The following is a 19534-nucleotide window of genomic DNA, read 5'->3' as shown; positions in this document are numbered from 1 at the left end:
GTATCAGCAACCTTCTGTTTCATCGCAGTCAAAGACCAACATTGTCTATTATAACTAAATCGCCTAGAAGATGCAAGGGTTTCTTGCAAAATCTTTATGTTTTGCACACTTTCTCTATTATACAAACGAACACCTATATTTTCAAGGCTGTCGGTTATTTTCACAATATTTAATATTAATGATACAAATTGTTTATTCTTTGAGTTCGTTTAAATAAATATCGTTCATTACCAATCAATATTAACCAATCTAGAATAGTTAGCATTCCAGGATGCTCGCTTTCCGCGGGGCGTGAGTTGAGCCTCCTCGTGTTTTGCCCTGTGGGGTCTCAACTTTCCCGTTTTTTCCGCAGGAGTCGAGCACTTTCCGCTCCAATCAAATTAGCTTTTCATATTCTTGATTATCAATACAAAATAAGAAATACGAGATCCAACCAATATTTTATATGAAAATTTGAAAAATATTAATGATCTAATGGTATTGATCAGTTCAGTAATTCAATACACATAGTAGATAGACCGGTTTGTAAAACGATTAACATATATATAGAAGAAACTCGTCACTTCATATTAATATTCTTAGAGATACCATCCAAGTAAATAGCTATTTAAACACAAAAAAACAGATGGACAAGATGTCCATCTGTTTTTGATATCAATGATTACTCAGTGATTGTTGCTACTACTCCAGCACCTACAGTACGTCCACCCTCACGGATAGAGAACTTAGTACCTTCTTCGATAGCGATTGGAGCGATAAGCTCAACTGTCATTTCGATGTTATCACCAGGCATAACCATTTCTACACCTTCAGGAAGGTTACAGATACCAGTTACGTCAGTTGTACGGAAGTAGAACTGTGGGCGATAGTTAGTGAAGAATGGAGTGTGACGTCCACCTTCTTCTTTAGAAAGAACATAAACTTCAGCTTTGAACTTTGTGTGTGGAGTGATTGTACCTGGCTTAGCAAGTACTTGTCCACGTTGGATATCTTCACGAGCTACACCACGAAGTAGTGCACCGATGTTGTCTCCAGCTTCAGCATAGTCAAGAAGCTTACGGAACATTTCTACACCTGTTACAGTTGTAGATTTAGGCTCTTCAGAAAGACCGATGATGTCGATAGTGTCTCCAACTTTAACTTGTCCACGCTCAACACGTCCAGTTGCAACAGTTCCACGACCTGTAATTGAGAATACGTCCTCAACAGGCATCATGAATGGCTTTTCAGTGTCACGCTCTGGAGTTGGGATGTAGCTATCTACTGCTTCCATAAGTTCGTAGATTTTTTCTTCCCACTCAGCATCTCCTTCAAGAGCTTTAAGAGCAGAACCTTTGATTACTGGTACGTCATCGCCAGGGAAATCGTACTCAGAAAGAAGGTCACGTACTTCCATTTCTACTAATTCAAGTAACTCTTCGTCGTCTACCATGTCACATTTGTTCATGAATACAACTAGGTAAGGTACACCTACTTGACGAGAAAGAAGGATGTGCTCACGAGTTTGTGGCATTGGGCCGTCAGCAGCAGATACTACTAGGATCCCACCATCCATTTGTGCAGCACCAGTGATCATGTTTTTAACATAGTCAGCATGTCCTGGGCAGTCAACGTGTGCATAGTGACGAGTATCAGTTTCATACTCAACGTGCGCAGTAGAGATTGTGATTCCACGTTCTCTTTCTTCTGGGGCACCATCAATTTGGTCATATGCCATTGCAGTTCCACGACCATACTTCTTGTGAAGTGTAGTTGTGATTGCAGCTGTTAGAGTTGTTTTACCATGGTCAACGTGACCAATTGTACCGATATTCGCATGTTGCTTGGAACGATCAAATTTTTCCTTACCCATTTGAAAATCCTCCTTTAATTTTAAAGAAAATAAGTATATTTTGGGATGTTTCAGAGATAGTTAAAACCACCTCTGAAACAACAATTGCTTACAATAGTATTTATACTTTATAAAAGCGAATAAATCAATTATTCACCTTTATTTTTTTTGATGATTTCTTCTGAAATTGATTTTGGTACTTCTTCATAGTGATCGAAGTGCATGGAGTATGTTCCACGTCCTTGTGTGTTAGAACGAAGAGATGTTGCATATCCAAACATTTCAGAAAGTGGTACGAACGCTTTAACAACTTGAGCGTTACCGCGTGCTTCCATACCTTCTACACGACCACGACGAGAAGTAACGTCACCCATGATATCTCCAAGGTATTCCTCAGGGATAACAACCTCTACCTTCATCATTGGCTCTAAGATTACAGGCTTACATTTAGAAGCTGCATTCTTAAGTGCCATTGATGCAGCGATTTTAAACGCCATCTCAGAGGAGTCAACATCATGGTACGATCCATCGAATAATCTTGCTTTAACATCAACAAGTGGGAAACCAGCTAGGACACCATTTTCTAAAGCGTCTGCTAAACCAGCTTGTACTGCTGGGATGTATTCACGAGGAACTACACCACCGACAATACCGTTCTCGAATTCGAATCCTTTTCCTTCTTCATTAGGAGAGAACTCGATCCAAACGTGTCCGAATTGTCCACGTCCACCAGATTGACGAGCGAACTTACCTTCAACTTTAGCCGTATCACGGAAAGTTTCACGGTAAGATACTTGAGGAGCACCTACGTTTGCTTCTACTTTGAATTCACGTTTCATACGGTCAACGATGATATCTAAGTGCAGCTCACCCATACCGGCAATGATTACTTGACCTGTTTCTTGGTCAGTATGCGCACGGAAAGTTGGATCTTCCTCTTGAAGTTTTTGTAGAGCAGTAGTCATTTTATCTTGGTCAGCTTTTGATTTAGGCTCAACAGATAAAGAGATAACCGGCTCTGGGAATACCATTGATTCTAAGATAACAAGACTCTTTTCATCACATAGTGTATCTCCAGTACTAGTATCTTTCAGACCAACTGCAGCTGCAATGTCTCCAGCATATACAGTAGAGATCTCTTCACGAGAGTTAGCGTGCATTTGCAGGATACGTCCCACACGCTCACGTTTACCTTTAGAAGAGTTTCTTACGTATGAACCAGAATCTAATGTTCCAGAGTACACACGGAAGAATGTTAGCTTACCAACATAAGGGTCAGTTGCAACCTTGAATGCTAAAGCAGAGAAAGGAGCGTCGTCAGTTGATGGACGAGTAACCTCTTCTTCAGTCTCAGGTACGAAACCTTTGATGTCTTCAACATCTGTTGGTGCTGGTAGGTAATCAATTACTGCGTCAATCAATAATTGAACACCTTTGTTTTTGAAGGCTGATCCACAAACTACTGGGTAAAACTCAACAGTTAGTGTAGCTGCACGAATAGCTGCTTTGATCTCTTCATTAGAAAGCTCTTCACCTTCTAGGTATTTCATCATTAACTCTTCATCAAGTTCAGATACAGCTTCAATTAACTTTCCACGGTATTCTTCAGCTTGATCTTGGTACTCTTCAGGAATGTCACGAGCTTCAGCACGAGTTCCAAGGTCATCTTCATAGAAGTAAGCTTTCATTTCTACTAAGTCGATGATACCTTCGAAATCATCCTCAGCTCCGATTGGAAGCTGAATTGGATGTGCATTAGCTTGTAAACGCTCATGTAGTGTACCTACAGAGTAAAGGAAGTCAGCACCGATTTTGTCCATTTTGTTAACGAACACAACACGAGGAACCCCGTATGTTGTTGCTTGGCGCCAAACTGTTTCAGTTTGAGGCTCAACACCAGATTGAGCATCAAGAACTGCTACTGCACCATCAAGTACACGAAGAGAACGTTCAACTTCAACAGTGAAGTCTACGTGTCCTGGTGTATCAATGATGTTAATACGATGGCCTTTCCATTGGGCTGTTGTCGCAGCAGAAGTGATTGTGATACCACGTTCTTGCTCTTGCTCCATCCAGTCCATTTGAGAAGCACCTTCATGAGTTTCTCCAATTTTATGGATACGGCCTGTATAAAATAGGATACGCTCAGTTGCAGTAGTTTTACCAGCATCGATGTGAGCCATGATACCGATATTACGAGTGTTTTCTAAGGAGAACTCTCTAGGCATGTGGTCTTTCTCCTTCCTTATATGGGTATAGGTTGTTTGTTATTTTAAAGATTACCAACGATAGTGAGCAAACGCTTTGTTCGCTTCAGCCATCTTATGTGTATCTTCACGCTTCTTAACAGAAGCTCCAGTGTTGTTAGCTGCATCAAGAATTTCGTTAGCTAAACGCTCTTCCATTGTCTTTTCACCGCGAAGACGAGAGTAGTTTACTAACCAACGAAGACCTAATGTAGTACGACGCTCTGGACGTACCTCAACTGGTACTTGGTAGTTAGATCCACCAACACGACGAGCTTTAACCTCTAATACCGGCATGATATTTTTTAAAGCTGCATCAAATACTTCCATTGCATCTTTACCTGAACGCTCGCTGATTAAATCAAACGCTGCGTATAATTTCTTTTGAGCTTTACCTCTTTTACCGTCAATCATGATTTTGTTGATTAAACGAGTAACTAATTTAGAATTGTACATTGGATCAGGTAAAACGTCTCTTTTTGCTACAGGACCTTTACGTGGCATGTGATTTCCTCCTTTCAATGAGAAATTAATTTATTTTATATTATTTTTTTGCTGCTTTAGGGCGCTTAGTTCCGTATTTAGAACGTCCTTGCATACGGCCTTCAACTCCAGCTGTATCAAGCGCACCACGTACGATATGATAACGTACTCCTGGTAAATCCTTTACACGTCCTCCACGAATTAACACAACACTGTGCTCTTGAAGGTTATGACCAATACCAGGAATGTAAGCAGTAACCTCAATTCCATTAGTTAAACGAACACGAGCGTATTTACGTAAAGCCGAGTTCGGTTTCTTTGGAGTCATTGTACCAACACGAGTACATACACCACGTTTTTGTGGAGAAGACAAGTTCGTGTGCACCTTCTTAAAGCTGTTGTAGCCTTTGTTAAGTGCAGGTGACTTAGATTTAGTTGATTTTGACTGACGAGGCTTGCGAACTAATTGATTAATAGTTGGCATCTTTGTTTTCCTCCCTTCTTAATTGGTAAGCCCACACATCCAGGTGGTTCATTTTTGGGTAAAAGTAAAGTTTTTGCAGATAGTTTCTACAAAAACTATTTTACTGTATAATCGCAACAGCTGCTGCTCCAACATCTATTCCGCACGATTTTCCAAGCTTCTTCATTGAGTCCACTTTGACTACCGGTACTTCAAGATCATTAGCAGCCTGCACTACCTTGGTCGTTACTTTTGGGTCAGCATCTTCCGCGATAACAACTTCTAGTACATGACCTGTTTTCAGAGCTTTCACTGCTTGCTTTGTCCCTACAATAATTTCTTTGGCCTGCGATACTTTTTCATAAGACATTTCATATCCTCCAAAGTAACAGGTTATTAATAGGAGCAACCTTGAATATATTATCATCTTAAATTTCTTATGTCAACACAAGAATGAAAGATTTATAAAAGCTAACTCTTAGACTCATTCGATTATGAACCAAACCGTCTAAGAGCTAGCCTTATTAGATTACTCTACTGTTACTGTTTCTTCACTAGTATCTTCTGCTAATACTGGCTCCGCCTTGCGGTAACGTTGCATTCCTGTACCTGCAGGTACCAGTTTACCAATGATAACATTTTCTTTCAATCCTAGTAGTTCATCACGTTTTCCTTTAATTGCAGCGTCCGTTAACACACGAGTTGTTTCCTGGAATGATGCTGCAGATAAGAAGGAATCCGTTTCAAGGGAAGCTTTTGTAATTCCAAGCAGTACAGGGCGACCTGTCGCTGGAAGTCTTCCTTTGAGTAATGCACCTTCATTCGCGTCTCTAAATTGATGGATATCCATCAGAGTACCAGGCAGTACTTCTGTTTCACCTGCATCAATGACACGAACTTTACGTAGCATTTGACGAACCATTACTTCAACGTGCTTATCACCAATTTCAACCCCTTGCATACGGTATACCTTTTGTACTTCACGCAGCAGGTATTCTTGAACGGCTGAAACGTCTCTTACTTTTAAAAGTTCTTTTGGATCGATGGAACCTTCAGTGATTTCTTGACCACGAGCTACTTTGTCGTTAACAGCAAATTTCAAACGGGCTGTGTATGGTGCTGTGTAGTTTCTAGACTCTACATCACCCTGAACGGTAATCTCGTATTGGCGGTCTTTTCCTTCACTAATTGAAGTGATGACACCATCCATTTCAGAGATAACAGCTTGCCCTTTAGGATTACGCGCTTCGAAGATCTCTTGGATACGCGGTAAACCTTGAGTGATATCGTCTCCTGCAACCCCACCTGTATGGAACGTACGCATTGTTAACTGTGTACCAGGTTCCCCGATGGATTGTGCAGCGATAATACCAACTGCTTCTCCTACTTCTACTTTTTGACCGGTTGCTAAGTTCGTACCATAACACTTCTCACAAACACCATGTCTGGTGTTACATGTGAATGCAGAACGGATTGAAACATGTTCCACTCCAGCATCGATGATCGTCTTAGCCAGATCTTCTGTAATCAGCTGGTTCTCAGTGATAATAATTTCATCGGTTTGAGGGTGACGCAATGTTTTACGTGAATAACGACCAAGTAGACGTTCTTCAAGTGGTTCGATAATTTCCGTACCATCTTTAATTGATCCAACTAGTAGACCACGATCGGTTCCACAATCTTCTTCACGTACGATAACATCTTGAGCCACATCAACAAGACGACGAGTTAAGTAACCTGAGTCAGCTGTTTTCAGTGCTGTATCGGCAAGACCTTTACGAGCACCATGTGTAGAGATGAAGTATTCAAGTACCGTTAAACCTTCACGGAAACTTGATTTGATCGGTAATTCAATGATACGACCAGCCGGATTGGCCATTAGTCCACGCATACCAGCCAACTGAGTAAAGTTAGATGCGTTACCACGGGCACCTGAGTCACTCATCATGAAGATGGGGTTACGTTTGTCTAATGTCGCCATTAATTTACCTTGAATTGTATCTTTAGCAGCACTCCAGATGGAGATAACACGATCGTATCTTTCATCCTCTGTAATTAGACCACGCTTAAATTGCTTTAATACGTTATCTACTTTACTTTGTGCTTCAATTAAGATTTCTTCTTTTTCAGCTAGTACTACGATATCTGCGATACCTACTGTAATACCTGCTTTTGTAGAATATTTGAATCCTAGGTCCTTCATCTTATCAAGCATACGAGAGGTTTCAGTGATGGCAAACTTCTTGAACACTTCAGCGATGATATTCCCTAAGAAACCTTTTTTGAACGGGTTAATTAACTCACGGTTTTGGAATACTTCTTTAACATTCGTTGACGGATCAACAAAATAGTTCTCAGGAGTCGCAACTTCCAAGTTCGTTCTTGTTGGTTCGTTAATGAACGGGAATGTATCCGGTAAGATCTCGTTAAAGATTACTTTACCTACCGTTGTTAATAATAACTGGCTATTTTGCTTCTCAGTGAACGTTTTGTTGTTGATGGTGCTTGCATGGATGGCAATACGGGTATGCAAGTGTACATAACCATTTTGATATGCAAGGATGACTTCATTTGCATCATTGAAGATCATTCCTTCACCAACAGCATTTTCACGTTCAAGAGTTAAATAGTAGTTACCTAGTACCATATCCTGAGATGGTGTAACAACTGGTTTCCCATCTTTCGGATTAAGGATGTTTTGAGCAGCAAGCATTAGCATACGTGCTTCAGCTTGTGCTTCAGAAGATAACGGTACGTGTACCGCCATTTGGTCACCATCAAAATCCGCGTTGTATGCAGTACATACTAGTGGATGAAGACGAATGGCTCTTCCTTCAACTAGTGTTGGTTCAAATGCTTGAATACCAAGTCTGTGAAGAGTAGGTGCACGGTTAAGAAGAACTGGATGTTCTTTAATAACCCCTTCTAATACATCCCATACTTCTGGTTGTACGCGTTCAATCTTGCGTTTTGCACTCTTAATGTTGTGTGCCAATCCTTTTTCAACGAGTTCCTTCATAACAAATGGTTTGAATAATTCAAGAGCCATTTCTTTAGGAAGTCCACATTGGTACATCTTAAGGTTAGGTCCAACAACGATTACAGAACGACCAGAATAGTCAACACGTTTACCAAGAAGGTTTTGACGGAAACGACCTTGCTTCCCTTTAAGCATATGAGAAAGGGATTTTAATGGACGGTTACCCGGACCAGTTACTGGACGGCCACGTCGACCATTATCAATTAAAGCATCGACCGCTTCTTGAAGCATACGCTTCTCATTTTGAACAATGATGCTTGGCGCACCAAGGTCTAATAAACGTTTTAAACGGTTGTTACGGTTAATTACTCGACGATATAAATCATTCAAGTCAGATGTAGCAAAACGCCCACCATCAAGCTGAACCATCGGACGAAGTTCTGGAGGAATAACAGGTAATACGTCAAGAATCATCCAATCCGGATCATTTCCTGAGTTTCTGAAAGACTCCACCACTTCTAGACGTTTAATTGCACGAGTACGACGTTGACCTTGAGCTGTTTTTAATTCTTCTTTTAAAAATTCAGCTTCTTTATCCAGGTCAATATCTTGAAGAAGCTTTTTAATCGCTTCAGCACCCATTGCAGCATGGAATTTCACTCCATATTTCTCGCGATACGCACGGTACTCTTTTTCAGAAAGAAGTTGTTTTCTTTCAAGAGCCGTGTCACCAGGCTCTGTTACAACATAGGAAGCGAAGTAAATAACTTCTTCTAAAGCACGAGGAGACATGTCTAAAACAAGTCCCATACGGCTTGGAATCCCTTTGAAGTACCAGATGTGTGATACAGGAGCTGCTAGTTCAATGTGACCCATACGTTCACGACGAACTTTAGCTTTTGTTACTTCAACACCACAGCGGTCACAAACTACGCCTTTATAACGTACACGCTTGTATTTTCCACAGTGACATTCCCAGTCCTTTGTAGGACCAAAAATACGTTCACAGAACAAACCATCTTTTTCTGGTTTTAATGTACGATAGTTAATTGTCTCTGGTTTTTTAACCTCCCCGAAAGACCACGAACGGATCTTATCGGGGGAAGCTAAACCAATCTTCATATACTCAAAATTGTTTACATCTAGCAAGGGGCCTACCTCCCTTTTAATCTACAGGCTCTAACCCTAATTGCTCTAAATTTATTCTTTTGACCCAACTGTCTCAGACGCTTGCTCATTAGATTCAGAGATATTTAATGTATCTGCTTGTTGCACTTCTTCTTCATCCTCTAAGTCACGCATTTCAATTTCTTCTTCGTTACTTGAGAGGATCTTAACATCCATACCTAAACTTTGAAGTTCTTTAATCAGAACCTTGAAGGATTCTGGAACACCAGGCTCAGGGACGTTTTCACCTTTAACGATGGCTTCGTATGTTTTCACACGACCAACAACGTCATCGGATTTAACGGTTAGGATTTCTTGCAATGTATACGCGGCACCATAAGCTTCAAGTGCCCAAACCTCCATCTCACCAAAACGCTGTCCACCGAATTGAGCTTTACCACCCAATGGTTGTTGCGTAACAAGTGAGTATGGACCAGTAGAACGAGCGTGAAGTTTATCGTCAACCATGTGAGCTAGCTTGATCATATACATGATACCAACAGACACTCGGTTATCGAATGGTTCACCTGATCTACCATCATAAAGAACGGTTTTGGCATCTCTTGCCATACCTGCTTCTTCAATTGTTGACCATACATCTTCTTCACGTGCTCCATCAAATACTGGTGAAGCAACATGAATACCTAAATACCTTGCTGCCATACCTAAGTGAAGCTCTAACACCTGCCCGATATTCATACGTGATGGTACCCCTAGAGGATTCAACATGATATCGATTGGAGTTCCGTCCGGTAAGAACGGCATGTCTTCTTCAGGTAAGATTCTTGAGATAACACCTTTGTTACCGTGACGACCAGCCATCTTGTCACCTTCAGAAATTTTACGTTTCTGAACAATGTAAACACGAACAAGCTGGTTAACACCTGGAGGTAATTCGTCGCCATCTTCACGATTGAAAACTTTAACGTCTAAGATAATTCCTCCGCCACCGTGTGGTACGCGTAGAGATGTATCTCTAACTTCACGAGCTTTTTCACCGAAAATCGCATGTAATAAACGTTCTTCAGCCGTTAGCTCAGTTACTCCTTTAGGTGTTACCTTACCTACTAGTAAATCGCCGTCTTTTACTTCTGCCCCGATACGAATGATTCCACGTTCGTCAAGATTGCGAAGCGCATCTTCCCCAACGTTTGGAATATCACGAGTGATTTCTTCAGGTCCTAATTTCGTATCACGAGACTCGGACTCATATTCTTCAATATGAATAGAAGTATATACATCGTCTTTTACAAGACGTTCACTCATGATGATCGCATCTTCATAGTTGTAACCGTCCCAAGTCATGAATCCAACCATAACGTTTCGTCCTAAGGCTAATTCACCTTTTTCCATTGAAGGACCATCTGCAAGAATTTCTCCTTTAACAACACGGTCGCCTTCACTGACGATTGGACGTTGGTTATAACAAGTTCCCTGGTTCGAACGGATGAATTTTTGCATACGGTACTTATCGATGTCGCCTCTTACTTCTTGACCATCGATTTCTTGTACTCGGCGTACCCAAACTTGTTTCGCTTCAACCTTTTCTACAATACCTTCATGTTTACAAATCACTGCGGCACCAGAGTCTTTCGCAGATACGTGTTCCATACCTGTTCCGACGATTGGAGATTCAGGATTCATCAACGGTACTGCTTGACGTTGCATGTTCGCTCCCATTAGTGCACGGTTAGAGTCATCGTTCTCTAAGAAAGGAATACACGCTGTCGCAGCTGATACTACTTGTTTAGGAGATACATCCATGTAGTCAAGACGTTCACGCTTAATGACCGTGTTTTCACCACGGAAACGAGCGATGACTTCCTCATCAAGGAAAGCGCCGTCGTCACCAAGACGCGCGTTTGCTTGTGCTACTACATAGTTGTCTTCTTCATCTGCTGTTAAGTAATCGATACGATTCGTTACTTTCCCTGAATCAGGGTCAACACGACGATACGGTGTTTCAATAAAACCAAATTTATTCACTTTCGCAAATGAGGAAAGTGAGTTGATAAGTCCAATGTTTGGTCCCTCAGGAGTTTCAATCGGACACATACGACCATAGTGAGAGTAATGAACGTCACGCACTTCAAACCCAGCACGTTCACGTGTTAATCCACCAGGTCCTAAGGCAGAAAGTCGACGCTTATGCGTTAACTCAGCAAGAGGATTCGTTTGATCCATAAATTGAGATAACTGAGAGCTTCCAAAGAACTCTTTAATTGAAGCAATTACAGGACGAATGTTAATCAGTTGTTGTGGAGTGATGGTATTCGTATCTTGAATAGACATTCTTTCGCGAACCACACGTTCCATACGAGACAGACCGATACGGAATTGGTTTTGTAACAACTCACCAACCGAACGTAAACGACGGTTACCTAAGTGGTCGATATCATCTGTTAATCCTACTCCATGTAATAAATTGAAGAAGTAAGAAATAGAAGAAATGATATCAGCCGGTGTGATGTACTTAACTTCTTCTTCTACATACGCATTACTGATTACATTGATTTCAAACTCTCCCTCTTCATTAGGAGAGTAAATTTTAATAGACTGAAGAACTACGTCTTCCTCTAATACGCCGCCAGACTGTTGGTAGTTTTTAAATCCAATGCCTTTTTCTAAGTAAGGGATAACCTTATCTAGTGCACGACGGTCAAGAACCGTGCCTTTCTCTGCTAGAATCTCTCCCGTTTCCGGATCTGCTAGAGTTTCTGCTAGAGTTTGACCAAATAAACGATTCTTAATATCAAGCTTTTTGTTCATTTTGTAACGTCCAACGTTTGCTAAGTCATAACGCTTAGGATCAAAGAAACGTGAAACGAGTAAACTTTTAGCATTTTCTACAGTAGGAGGCTCTCCTGGACGTAGACGCTCATAAATTTCGAGCAATGCTTTGTCGATACCTTCCGTGTTGTCCTTCTCGAGCGTGTTACGAATGTACTCATTATCACCGATTAAATCGATGATTTCTTGATCAGAGCCAAACCCAAGGGCACGTAAAAGAACCGTTACCGGTAGTTTGCGAGTTCGATCAATTCGCACATACACAACATCTTTTGCATCTGTTTCATACTCAAGCCAAGCTCCGCGGTTTGGTATAACGGTAGCAGTAAACCCTTTCTTTCCGTTCTTATCTACTTTTCCGCTAAAGTAAACACTAGGCGAACGTACTAGCTGAGATACAATAACGCGCTCAGCACCATTAATGACAAAAGTACCTGTATCCGTCATTAATGGGAAATCACCCATAAATACGTCTTGATCTTTCACTTCTCCAGTTTCCTTATTCACAAGACGGACTTTCACCCTAAGCGGCGCAGAGTAAGTTACATCTCTTTCCTTTGATTCTTCCACCGAGTACTTTGGATCTCCCAGAGTATAATCAATGAACTCTAAAGAGAGATTACCAGTGAAGTCCTCAATCGGAGAAATGTCACGGAACATTTCTCTTAACCCCTCATCAAGAAACCATTGATACGAGGAAGTTTGAATTTCGATTAAATTCGGTAATTCTAAAACTTCACTGATACGCGCAAAACTTCTGCGTTGGCGGTGTCGTCCATACTGAACTAGTTGACCTGTCAACTGATTCACCCCTCAAATCAAGCGTTTTGGTAATGTCTATATGTCTAATAGTAGAAATACTAGTCTACACAAGACAAAAAGAAAAAGGGTTTTAATGATAAAACCTCATTTTCACATGACGAACTATTATTTTATAATCTTTTCCAATTAATCCAATATATATACATATGGACATAATACCGGAAAATAATATTTTTGCATTTTATAATGTTATCATAGCACTAAAGCTACGTCAACGGATTTCTTTTACTGATTTTAAGATATAGTAACCTTTTTTTCTAGCGACTATTTCTACATTTGAAAACAATTCTTCCATTTTGTCCATAGCTGATGGAGCACCTTGCTTCTTTTGAATAACAACCCACAATTCACCATTATCCGCCAAATAATCATAGCTTGTTGATAGGATTGAATGAACCGTTTCTTTTCCTGCTCGTATTGGGGGGTTCGTTAGAATGGCGGCGAACTTTTTTTCATCCACGTTTGAATAAAGATCACTTTGATAGATGTGACTATTTAGAACCTTGTTCTCACTAGCATTTTCCTTCGCTAATGATACAGCTCTTTCGTTTACATCAATCATGTGGACTTTTCGTTCATTATAATCTTTCGCTATTGAAAGACCAATCGGGCCATAACCACAACCCACATCTAAAATCGCTCCCTCAATTTCAGGTAAATTAAACATTTCAATCAGCAACCTCGATCCGAAATCAACTTCTCTTTTTGAAAATACTCCTTGATCCGTTTTAAAACGGAATGAGTGTCCTCGCAAATCAAATTGAATGGTTTGAGGGTTACTTTCCACATCGGGTTTCTGGGAATAATAATGGTTCGTCATGAGATCATCTCCATCAATTAAAATTAAGTAAGTATGACATCAAGAAATCTCTGCACCTTATAGGTCATAAGATTCCCTCGATATCTGTACTAGACAAGAAAAAAGCCCGCTTACTTAGCGAGCTTTTCTTCTATACAATTATTACTTAACTTCTACGCCAGCTCCAACTTCTTCAAGTTTAGCTTTAAGTTCTTCAGCTTCCTCTTTAGAAATACCTTCTTTAAGTGCTTTTGGAGTGTTATCAACCATTTCTTTCGCTTCTTTAAGTCCAAGACCTGTGATTTCACGAACAACTTTGATAACTTTGATTTTTTGAGATCCAGCGCTCTCAAGAACTAAGTCAAATTCAGTTTGTTCTGCAGCAGCGTCTCCGCCACCAGCAGCTACAGCTACAGGTGCAGCAGCAGTTACTCCGAATTCTTCTTCGATTGCTTTAACTAGATCGTTTAATTCAAGAACTGACATTTCTTTAATTGCGTCAATGATTTGCTCTTTACTCATTTTAAATTTCCTCCTTGGTTGTGTTTAATTCGTTTTTTATTTAAGCGACTTGCTTTAACTTACGCGCCTTGCTCTTCTTTTTGATCTGCAACGGCTTTTGTAGCCAATGCAAAGTTGCGCATTGGTGCTTGAAGCACGCTGAGTAGCATAGAAAGAAGACCTTCGCGGCTTGGAAGTTCAGCGATTGCTTTAACATCCTCAACTGAAGTAAGTGTTCCTTCAATGACACCCGCTTTAATTTCAAGCGCTTCGTGTTCTTTAGCAAAGCTGTTAATGATCTTTGCAGGTGTAACAACTTCTTCTGTACTGAACGCGATTGCGTTAGGTCCAGTTAAGAATTCGTTTAACCCCTCAAGACCAGCTTCTTCTGCAGCACGACGTACCATAGTGTTTTTGTACACTTTGAAGTCGATGCCAGCTTCACGAAGTTGTTTACGAAGTTCAGTTACTTCGGAAACGTCTAGGCCACGGTAATCTACAACGATTGTAGATACACTGTTTTTTAGTTTGTCAGAGATTTCTCCAACGATGTGTTTCTTTTGTTCTAGAATGCTGCTCATCATTACACCTCCTGTAGATTGACTGATGAACATTTATACCGTCATCCAATAAAAAATGCCCTTATGTCAAGGTAGACACAAGGGCATTGCAAACACGCTGTAAAGCGGTTATTTTATCGCAATTACCTCGGCAGGATATTAAGCTCGTGAAGAGCTCCTACTGTCTACGGTACAAATGTATTCGTTTTTTAACAACAGAACTAATTATAAAGACTAGTTCTCAGTAAGTCAATACCAAATTATGCCTTAACTGCGAAAGTTGAAGGATCGACTTTAACGCCAGGTCCCATAGTAGAAGTTACAGAAACGTTTTTCATGTAAGTTCCTTTTGCAGCAGCAGGTTTAACTTTAAGCATTGTTTCATACATAGTAGCAAAGTTTTCAACAAGCTTTTCGTTGTCGAATGAAATCTTTCCAACAGGAACGTGAACGTTACCTGATTTGTCAGCACGGTATTCAACTTTACCTGCTTTGATTTCATTAACAGCTTTTGTCACGTCGAATGTTACTGTACCAGTTTTAGGGTTTGGCATTAAACCTTTAGGTCCTAATACACGACCAAGCTTACCAACTTCACCCATCATGTCTGGAGTCGCAACGATTACATCAAAATCGAACCAACCTTGGTTGATTTTAGCGATTAAGTCTGCTTCTCCAACGAAATCAGCGCCAGCAGCTTCTGCTTCTTTTGCTTTTTCGCCTTTAGCGAATACTAAAACTTTTTGAGTTTTACCAGTACCGTGTGGTAGTACAACTGCTCCACGGATTTGCTGGTCATTCTTACGAGTATCTACACCTAAGCGGAACGCTACTTCAATTGTTGCGTCAAACTTAGCGAAGTTTGTTTTCTTTACTAATTCGATTGCTTCTTCTACTGAATAAGCCGTAGTACGATCTACTAGCTTTTGAGCTTCAAGAAACTTCTTACCTTTTTTTGCCATTATAATTTCCTCCTTATGTGGTTTTAGCGGAATAACCTCCCACGAAATAAGGTTGCGAGTGAAACGTACATTTCATCATCGCAACCTCGAACAACAGGAACTTTCAAATAAACGAAGCTGGGATTAGTCTTCGATCACAATACCCATGCTGCGCGCAGTTCCTTCTACCATGCGCATAGCTGATTCAACACTAGCTGCATTTAAATCAGGCATTTTTGTTTCAGCAATTTCACGCACTTTGTCGCGTTTAAGTGTTGCCACTTTCTTGCTGTTTGGTTCGCCTGAACCAGACTCGATACCAGCTGCTTTTTTAAGTAGAACAGCAGCAGGTGGAGTTTTTGTGATGAATGTAAATGAACGGTCTTCAAATACCGTAATTTCAACAGGAATGATTAAGCCAGCTTGATCTGCTGTACGAGCATTGAATTCCTTACAGAATCCCATGATGTTAACACCTGCTTGACCTAGTGCAGGACCAACTGGTGGAGCTGGATTAGCTTTACCGGCAGGAATCTGCAATTTAACCATTTTTATAACTTTTTTAGCCACGAGACACACCTCCTTAAGTCCGTGATGTGGTTATTGGGTTCTTCACCCTCCCACTCATGTAAAAAATGTCTTTATCAACATAAAGAACGTCTATTAATTTCAGTATCTCTTGTGGAGACGCACTGACTTATGAAATAGTACCATTTTTTCAGAATGATTTCAAGTTCTTTTCCATTATAATTTATCAATTTGAGAGAAATCCAGTTCTACTGGGGTATCTCTACCAAACATATTCACAAGCACTTTAACTTTCGCTTTAGTAGAATCAATCTCTTCGATTGAGCCAGTAAAGTTTGCAAATGGACCTTCATTAACTTTAACTGTTTCTCCTAATTCGAAATCAATTTCTACTTTCTTCTCTGTCATACCCATTTGCTTCAGAAGGTTCGTTACTTCTTCAGGTAATAACGGAGTTGGTTTGGAACCTCCACCAGAAGAGCCAACAAATCCAGTAACACCAGGAGTATTACGAACGACATACCATGAATCGTCTGTCATAACGATTTCAACAATAACGTATCCTGGGAATACTTTTTTCTTTACAACTTTTTTCTTACCATTTTTAAAATCTGTTTCTTCTTCTTCAGGCACGATTACACGGAAAATCTTATCTTGCATCCCCATTGTTTCAACACGCTTCTCAAGGTTTGCTTTTACCTTATTCTCGTAACCTGAATAAGTATGGACTACATACCAATTCTTTTCCATTTGATAGGACTTAAAGTCCGTCCCTCCTCGCTATTTAAGAATACCTCTTGCCTTTATCTACTTAAACAAAGGCACACCCACCTCAATTTAGGATCATGGTGCCAGACTGCACTCGTTTTAAGAAAATCACTTTCTTAAACAATGAAAAAACCCGTAAGAAAATAACGGGCTTAAAGGTCTTGTACTCTATTAATGTTCATTATACCATGCTTTGACGGTATATATACAACTAATTCAATCTTATTTAGAACCAATGATCAATCTCATTAGCTCTGAGATTCCTAAATCTATCACAGCAAAGAAAAGAGCAACGAACACGACTGTTGAAATAACAGTGATTGTGTAGCGTGTTAATTCTTTACGTTTCGGCCAGCTGACCTTTCTCATTTCTGATGCAACATTGCGAAAGAATTTAAACATCCGTTTGTAACCTCCAACTAATATCAATACGCAAAACATGCTAACTCAACTATTTTGTTTCTTTGTGTATGGTGTGAGCATTACATTTATTACAAAATTTCTTCAGTTCTAATCGAACAGACTGGTTCCCTTTGCCTGGAACACTGTAGTTTCTCGAACCACAAATGGAACAAGCCAATGTAAGTTTAGTAGTCATATTATTCACCTTAAAAGTACGTATTAAGTCCTAATCAAAAATAACATGACCACCAATTTGTGTCAATAACACATTACATGGTTATTTCACGAACCTCCAGATATCGTTCCAGCTTTCTCTTTACTCTCTGTAAAGCGTTATCAATAGACTTTACGTGACGGTTCAATTCTTCTGATATTTCCTGATAAGATTGTCCATCAAGATAAAGTGCCAGCACTTTCCTCTCAAGGTCGCTCAATAATTCAGCCATTTTGTCTTCCATATTGTCGAACTCTTCACGATTGATTATGAGAGATTCTGGATCCATTACTTTCGTACCCGAAATGACATCTAATAGTGTTCGGTCAGACTCGTCATCATAAATAGGCTTATCTAATGAAACATAAGAATTTAAAGGTATGTGCTTTTGTCTAGTGGCTGTTTTAATCGCTGTAATGATTTGTCTTGTAATACAAAGCTCGGCAAACGCTTTAAACGAAGTAAGCTTGTCCTCTTTATAGTCACGAATGGATTTATAGAGGCCAATCATACCTTCTTGAACAATATCCTCTTTGTCTGCTCCAATTAAAAAATAGGAACGAGCTTTAGCTCTTACAAAATTACGATATTTTTTAATTAAAAAGTTTAATGCTTCGCTATCACCCTGATGGACAGCTTCTATGATTCCTTCATCATCCATTACAGTAAATCGATCATCAAGTGTTTCTATCCTAGTGTTATTGCTCACACACATCCCCCCGCGCAAAACAATAGATAGAAATATTATACATTACAGAAAATTCAATCGTCAACCCACCTAACCTTCTCCTCGGCGCCATTTTTCGAAAATTTCAGCAATTTCATCAGATAATTGTATCTTTGACGCGGGTTTCTTATGGGTAGAGTGTTGAACCTTTCGTTCAATCTTTTTTTCTATTACTTTCACTTCATTCAATAATTCTCTTGCTGATTTACGAAGGGCCCCTTGACCGAAGATCGCCCATTGCTCTGTAAAATCAGAAGTGGCTACATGAATTTGGGTTTTAATATTACTAAGTTCAATGGCAAGCTTTTCAATTCTTTCATCCGCTGTTTCGTTTTCTCTCGTAAATAATACTTCCACTTTATAATTGTTATATTTACGAGCGATTCCTTGTACATAGTAAGCATCAAAGACGACAATGACCCTGTAACCAGTGTAGCCCTGATATTCTGCCATCTGTTCAACGAGGCGGTCTCGAGATGCAGCTAAATCCTTTTGCTTCAATTGATTAAGCTCTGGCCAAGCACCGATAATGTTATATCCATCCACCAGGAGAATATCCATCTCTCCTTATTCTCCCAATGGGTGGCGCTTACGATATACCTCATATATTAATAAACTGGCAGCCACCGACGCGTTTAGTGAAGTGACATGTCCGACCATAGGTAATTGAATCAGGAAATCACATTTGTCTCCAAGTATCCTACTCATTCCTTTGCCTTCACTTCCAATGATTAATCCGATGGGTAATGTTCCATCTAGCTGTCTGTAATCTTGTTTTCCTTTTGCATCTGTACCAGCGATCCATACCCCACGGTCCTTTAATTCGTCCACCGTACGGGATAAATTAGTTACACGAACGACCGGAATATGTTCAATAGCCCCGGTTGAAGCTTTCGCCACTGTTGAAGTCAGTCCTACTGCTCTTCTCTTAGGAATAATAATACCGTGTGCTCCAGCTGCATCTGCCGTTCTCATAATGGAACCTAAATTATGGGGATCCTCAAGCTCATCTAGAATAAGAATGAATGGGTCCTCCCCTTTTTGCTCTGCTTTATGGAATAAATCATCGATTTCCGCATACTGATAGGCCGCTACAGATGCCACTACTCCCTGATGATTTTCAGATACCATCTGTTCAATCTTTTTCTTTGGAACAAATTGAACCATCACATTCATTTCTTTAGCAAGACCAAGTATCTGTTGAATTGATCCTTTTTGAGATCCCTCTGCAATCCAAATTTTATTAATATCTCTCCCTGATTTTAACGCTTCCATGACAGGGTTTCTTCCGCCAATAAAATCCTTACTCATT

The 19534-nt window shown here is 40.1% G+C and carries 18 protein-coding genes and 1 other annotated feature; all 18 genes read right to left on the bottom strand.

Annotated elements, in window-relative coordinates; translation table 11 throughout:
- Positions 1-661 precede the first annotated feature (661 nt).
- Complete coding sequence (gene tuf, locus IQI_RS02750) at positions 662-1852, bottom strand: elongation factor Tu (RefSeq protein WP_064091214.1); 1191 nt, start codon at positions 1850-1852, stop codon at positions 662-664.
- A 128-nt stretch (positions 1853-1980) separates the two neighbouring features.
- Positions 1981-4059 (bottom strand): elongation factor G, encoded by a 2079-nt coding sequence (gene fusA, locus IQI_RS02745; protein WP_064091213.1) that lies wholly within the window; start codon positions 4057-4059, stop codon positions 1981-1983.
- 51 nt (positions 4060-4110) lie between these two features.
- Positions 4111-4581 carry a 30S ribosomal protein S7 gene (gene rpsG, locus IQI_RS02740; RefSeq protein WP_064091212.1) on the bottom strand — a complete coding sequence of 157 codons (471 nt, stop codon included), beginning with the start codon at positions 4579-4581 and terminating at the stop codon, positions 4111-4113.
- 40 nt (positions 4582-4621) lie between these two features.
- Complete coding sequence (gene rpsL / locus IQI_RS02735) at positions 4622-5044, bottom strand: 30S ribosomal protein S12 (RefSeq protein WP_032085266.1); 423 nt, start codon at positions 5042-5044, stop codon at positions 4622-4624.
- Between the two features lie 100 nt (positions 5045-5144).
- Positions 5145-5393, bottom strand: coding sequence for a 50S ribosomal protein L7ae-like protein (locus tag IQI_RS02730; protein WP_064091211.1), 249 nt, complete (start codon positions 5391-5393; stop codon positions 5145-5147).
- Between the two features lie 159 nt (positions 5394-5552).
- A complete protein-coding gene (rpoC, locus tag IQI_RS02725; protein WP_064091210.1) occupies positions 5553-9152 on the bottom strand; it encodes a DNA-directed RNA polymerase subunit beta' in 3600 nt (1199 codons plus the stop codon).
- A gap of 51 nt (positions 9153-9203) precedes the next feature.
- Positions 9204-12761, bottom strand: a complete 3558-nt coding sequence (gene rpoB / locus IQI_RS02720) for a DNA-directed RNA polymerase subunit beta (RefSeq protein ID WP_064091209.1) — start codon at positions 12759-12761, stop codon at positions 9204-9206.
- A gap of 232 nt (positions 12762-12993) precedes the next feature.
- A complete protein-coding gene (locus IQI_RS02715; protein WP_064091208.1) occupies positions 12994-13602 on the bottom strand; it encodes a class I SAM-dependent methyltransferase in 609 nt (202 codons plus the stop codon).
- Between the two features lie 141 nt (positions 13603-13743).
- Positions 13744-14103, bottom strand: coding sequence for a 50S ribosomal protein L7/L12 (gene rplL, locus IQI_RS02710; RefSeq protein WP_064091207.1), 360 nt, complete (start codon positions 14101-14103; stop codon positions 13744-13746).
- A 59-nt stretch (positions 14104-14162) separates the two neighbouring features.
- Positions 14163-14663, bottom strand: a complete 501-nt coding sequence (rplJ, locus tag IQI_RS02705) for a 50S ribosomal protein L10 (protein ID WP_064091206.1) — start codon at positions 14661-14663, stop codon at positions 14163-14165.
- A 42-nt stretch (positions 14664-14705) separates the two neighbouring features.
- Positions 14706-14851: a sequence feature (ribosomal protein L10 leader region), on the bottom strand.
- A 51-nt stretch (positions 14852-14902) separates the two neighbouring features.
- Positions 14903-15604 (bottom strand): 50S ribosomal protein L1, encoded by a 702-nt coding sequence (gene rplA, locus IQI_RS02700; RefSeq protein ID WP_064091205.1) that lies wholly within the window; start codon positions 15602-15604, stop codon positions 14903-14905.
- Positions 15605-15727: 123 nt separating this feature from the next.
- On the bottom strand, positions 15728-16153 hold the full coding sequence (rplK, locus tag IQI_RS02695) for a 50S ribosomal protein L11 (RefSeq protein ID WP_032085258.1): 426 nt from the start codon (positions 16151-16153) through the stop codon (positions 15728-15730).
- Positions 16154-16327: 174 nt separating this feature from the next.
- On the bottom strand, positions 16328-16861 hold the full coding sequence (gene nusG / locus IQI_RS02690) for a transcription termination/antitermination protein NusG (RefSeq protein WP_064091204.1): 534 nt from the start codon (positions 16859-16861) through the stop codon (positions 16328-16330).
- A 240-nt stretch (positions 16862-17101) separates the two neighbouring features.
- Complete coding sequence (gene secE, locus IQI_RS02685) at positions 17102-17281, bottom strand: preprotein translocase subunit SecE (RefSeq protein ID WP_197489698.1); 180 nt, start codon at positions 17279-17281, stop codon at positions 17102-17104.
- 49 nt (positions 17282-17330) lie between these two features.
- Positions 17331-17477, bottom strand: coding sequence for a 50S ribosomal protein L33 (gene rpmG / locus IQI_RS20205; RefSeq protein WP_082892560.1), 147 nt, complete (start codon positions 17475-17477; stop codon positions 17331-17333).
- A 73-nt stretch (positions 17478-17550) separates the two neighbouring features.
- Positions 17551-18210 carry an RNA polymerase sporulation sigma factor SigH gene (gene sigH / locus IQI_RS02680; protein ID WP_064091202.1) on the bottom strand — a complete coding sequence of 220 codons (660 nt, stop codon included), beginning with the start codon at positions 18208-18210 and terminating at the stop codon, positions 17551-17553.
- Positions 18211-18273: 63 nt separating this feature from the next.
- The gene (locus IQI_RS02675; RefSeq protein ID WP_064091201.1) at positions 18274-18783 is read right to left on the bottom strand and encodes an NYN domain-containing protein; all 510 of its coding nucleotides are present in this window, start codon (positions 18781-18783) and stop codon (positions 18274-18276) included.
- A gap of 6 nt (positions 18784-18789) precedes the next feature.
- Positions 18790-19533: a 23S rRNA (guanosine(2251)-2'-O)-methyltransferase RlmB gene (gene rlmB / locus IQI_RS02670; RefSeq protein WP_064091200.1), complete on the bottom strand. Its 744-nt coding sequence runs from the start codon at positions 19531-19533 to the stop codon at positions 18790-18792.
- Position 19534 lies beyond the last annotated feature (1 nt).

Origin of the sequence: Rossellomorea aquimaris TF-12, from assembly GCF_001648555.1 — a bacterium.
In the GTDB taxonomy this organism is placed as follows: domain Bacteria; phylum Bacillota; class Bacilli; order Bacillales; family Bacillaceae_B; genus Rossellomorea; species Rossellomorea aquimaris.
The sequence above is the reverse complement of the archived record's forward strand: the minus strand, read 5'-3'. Positions and strand labels throughout refer to the sequence as shown.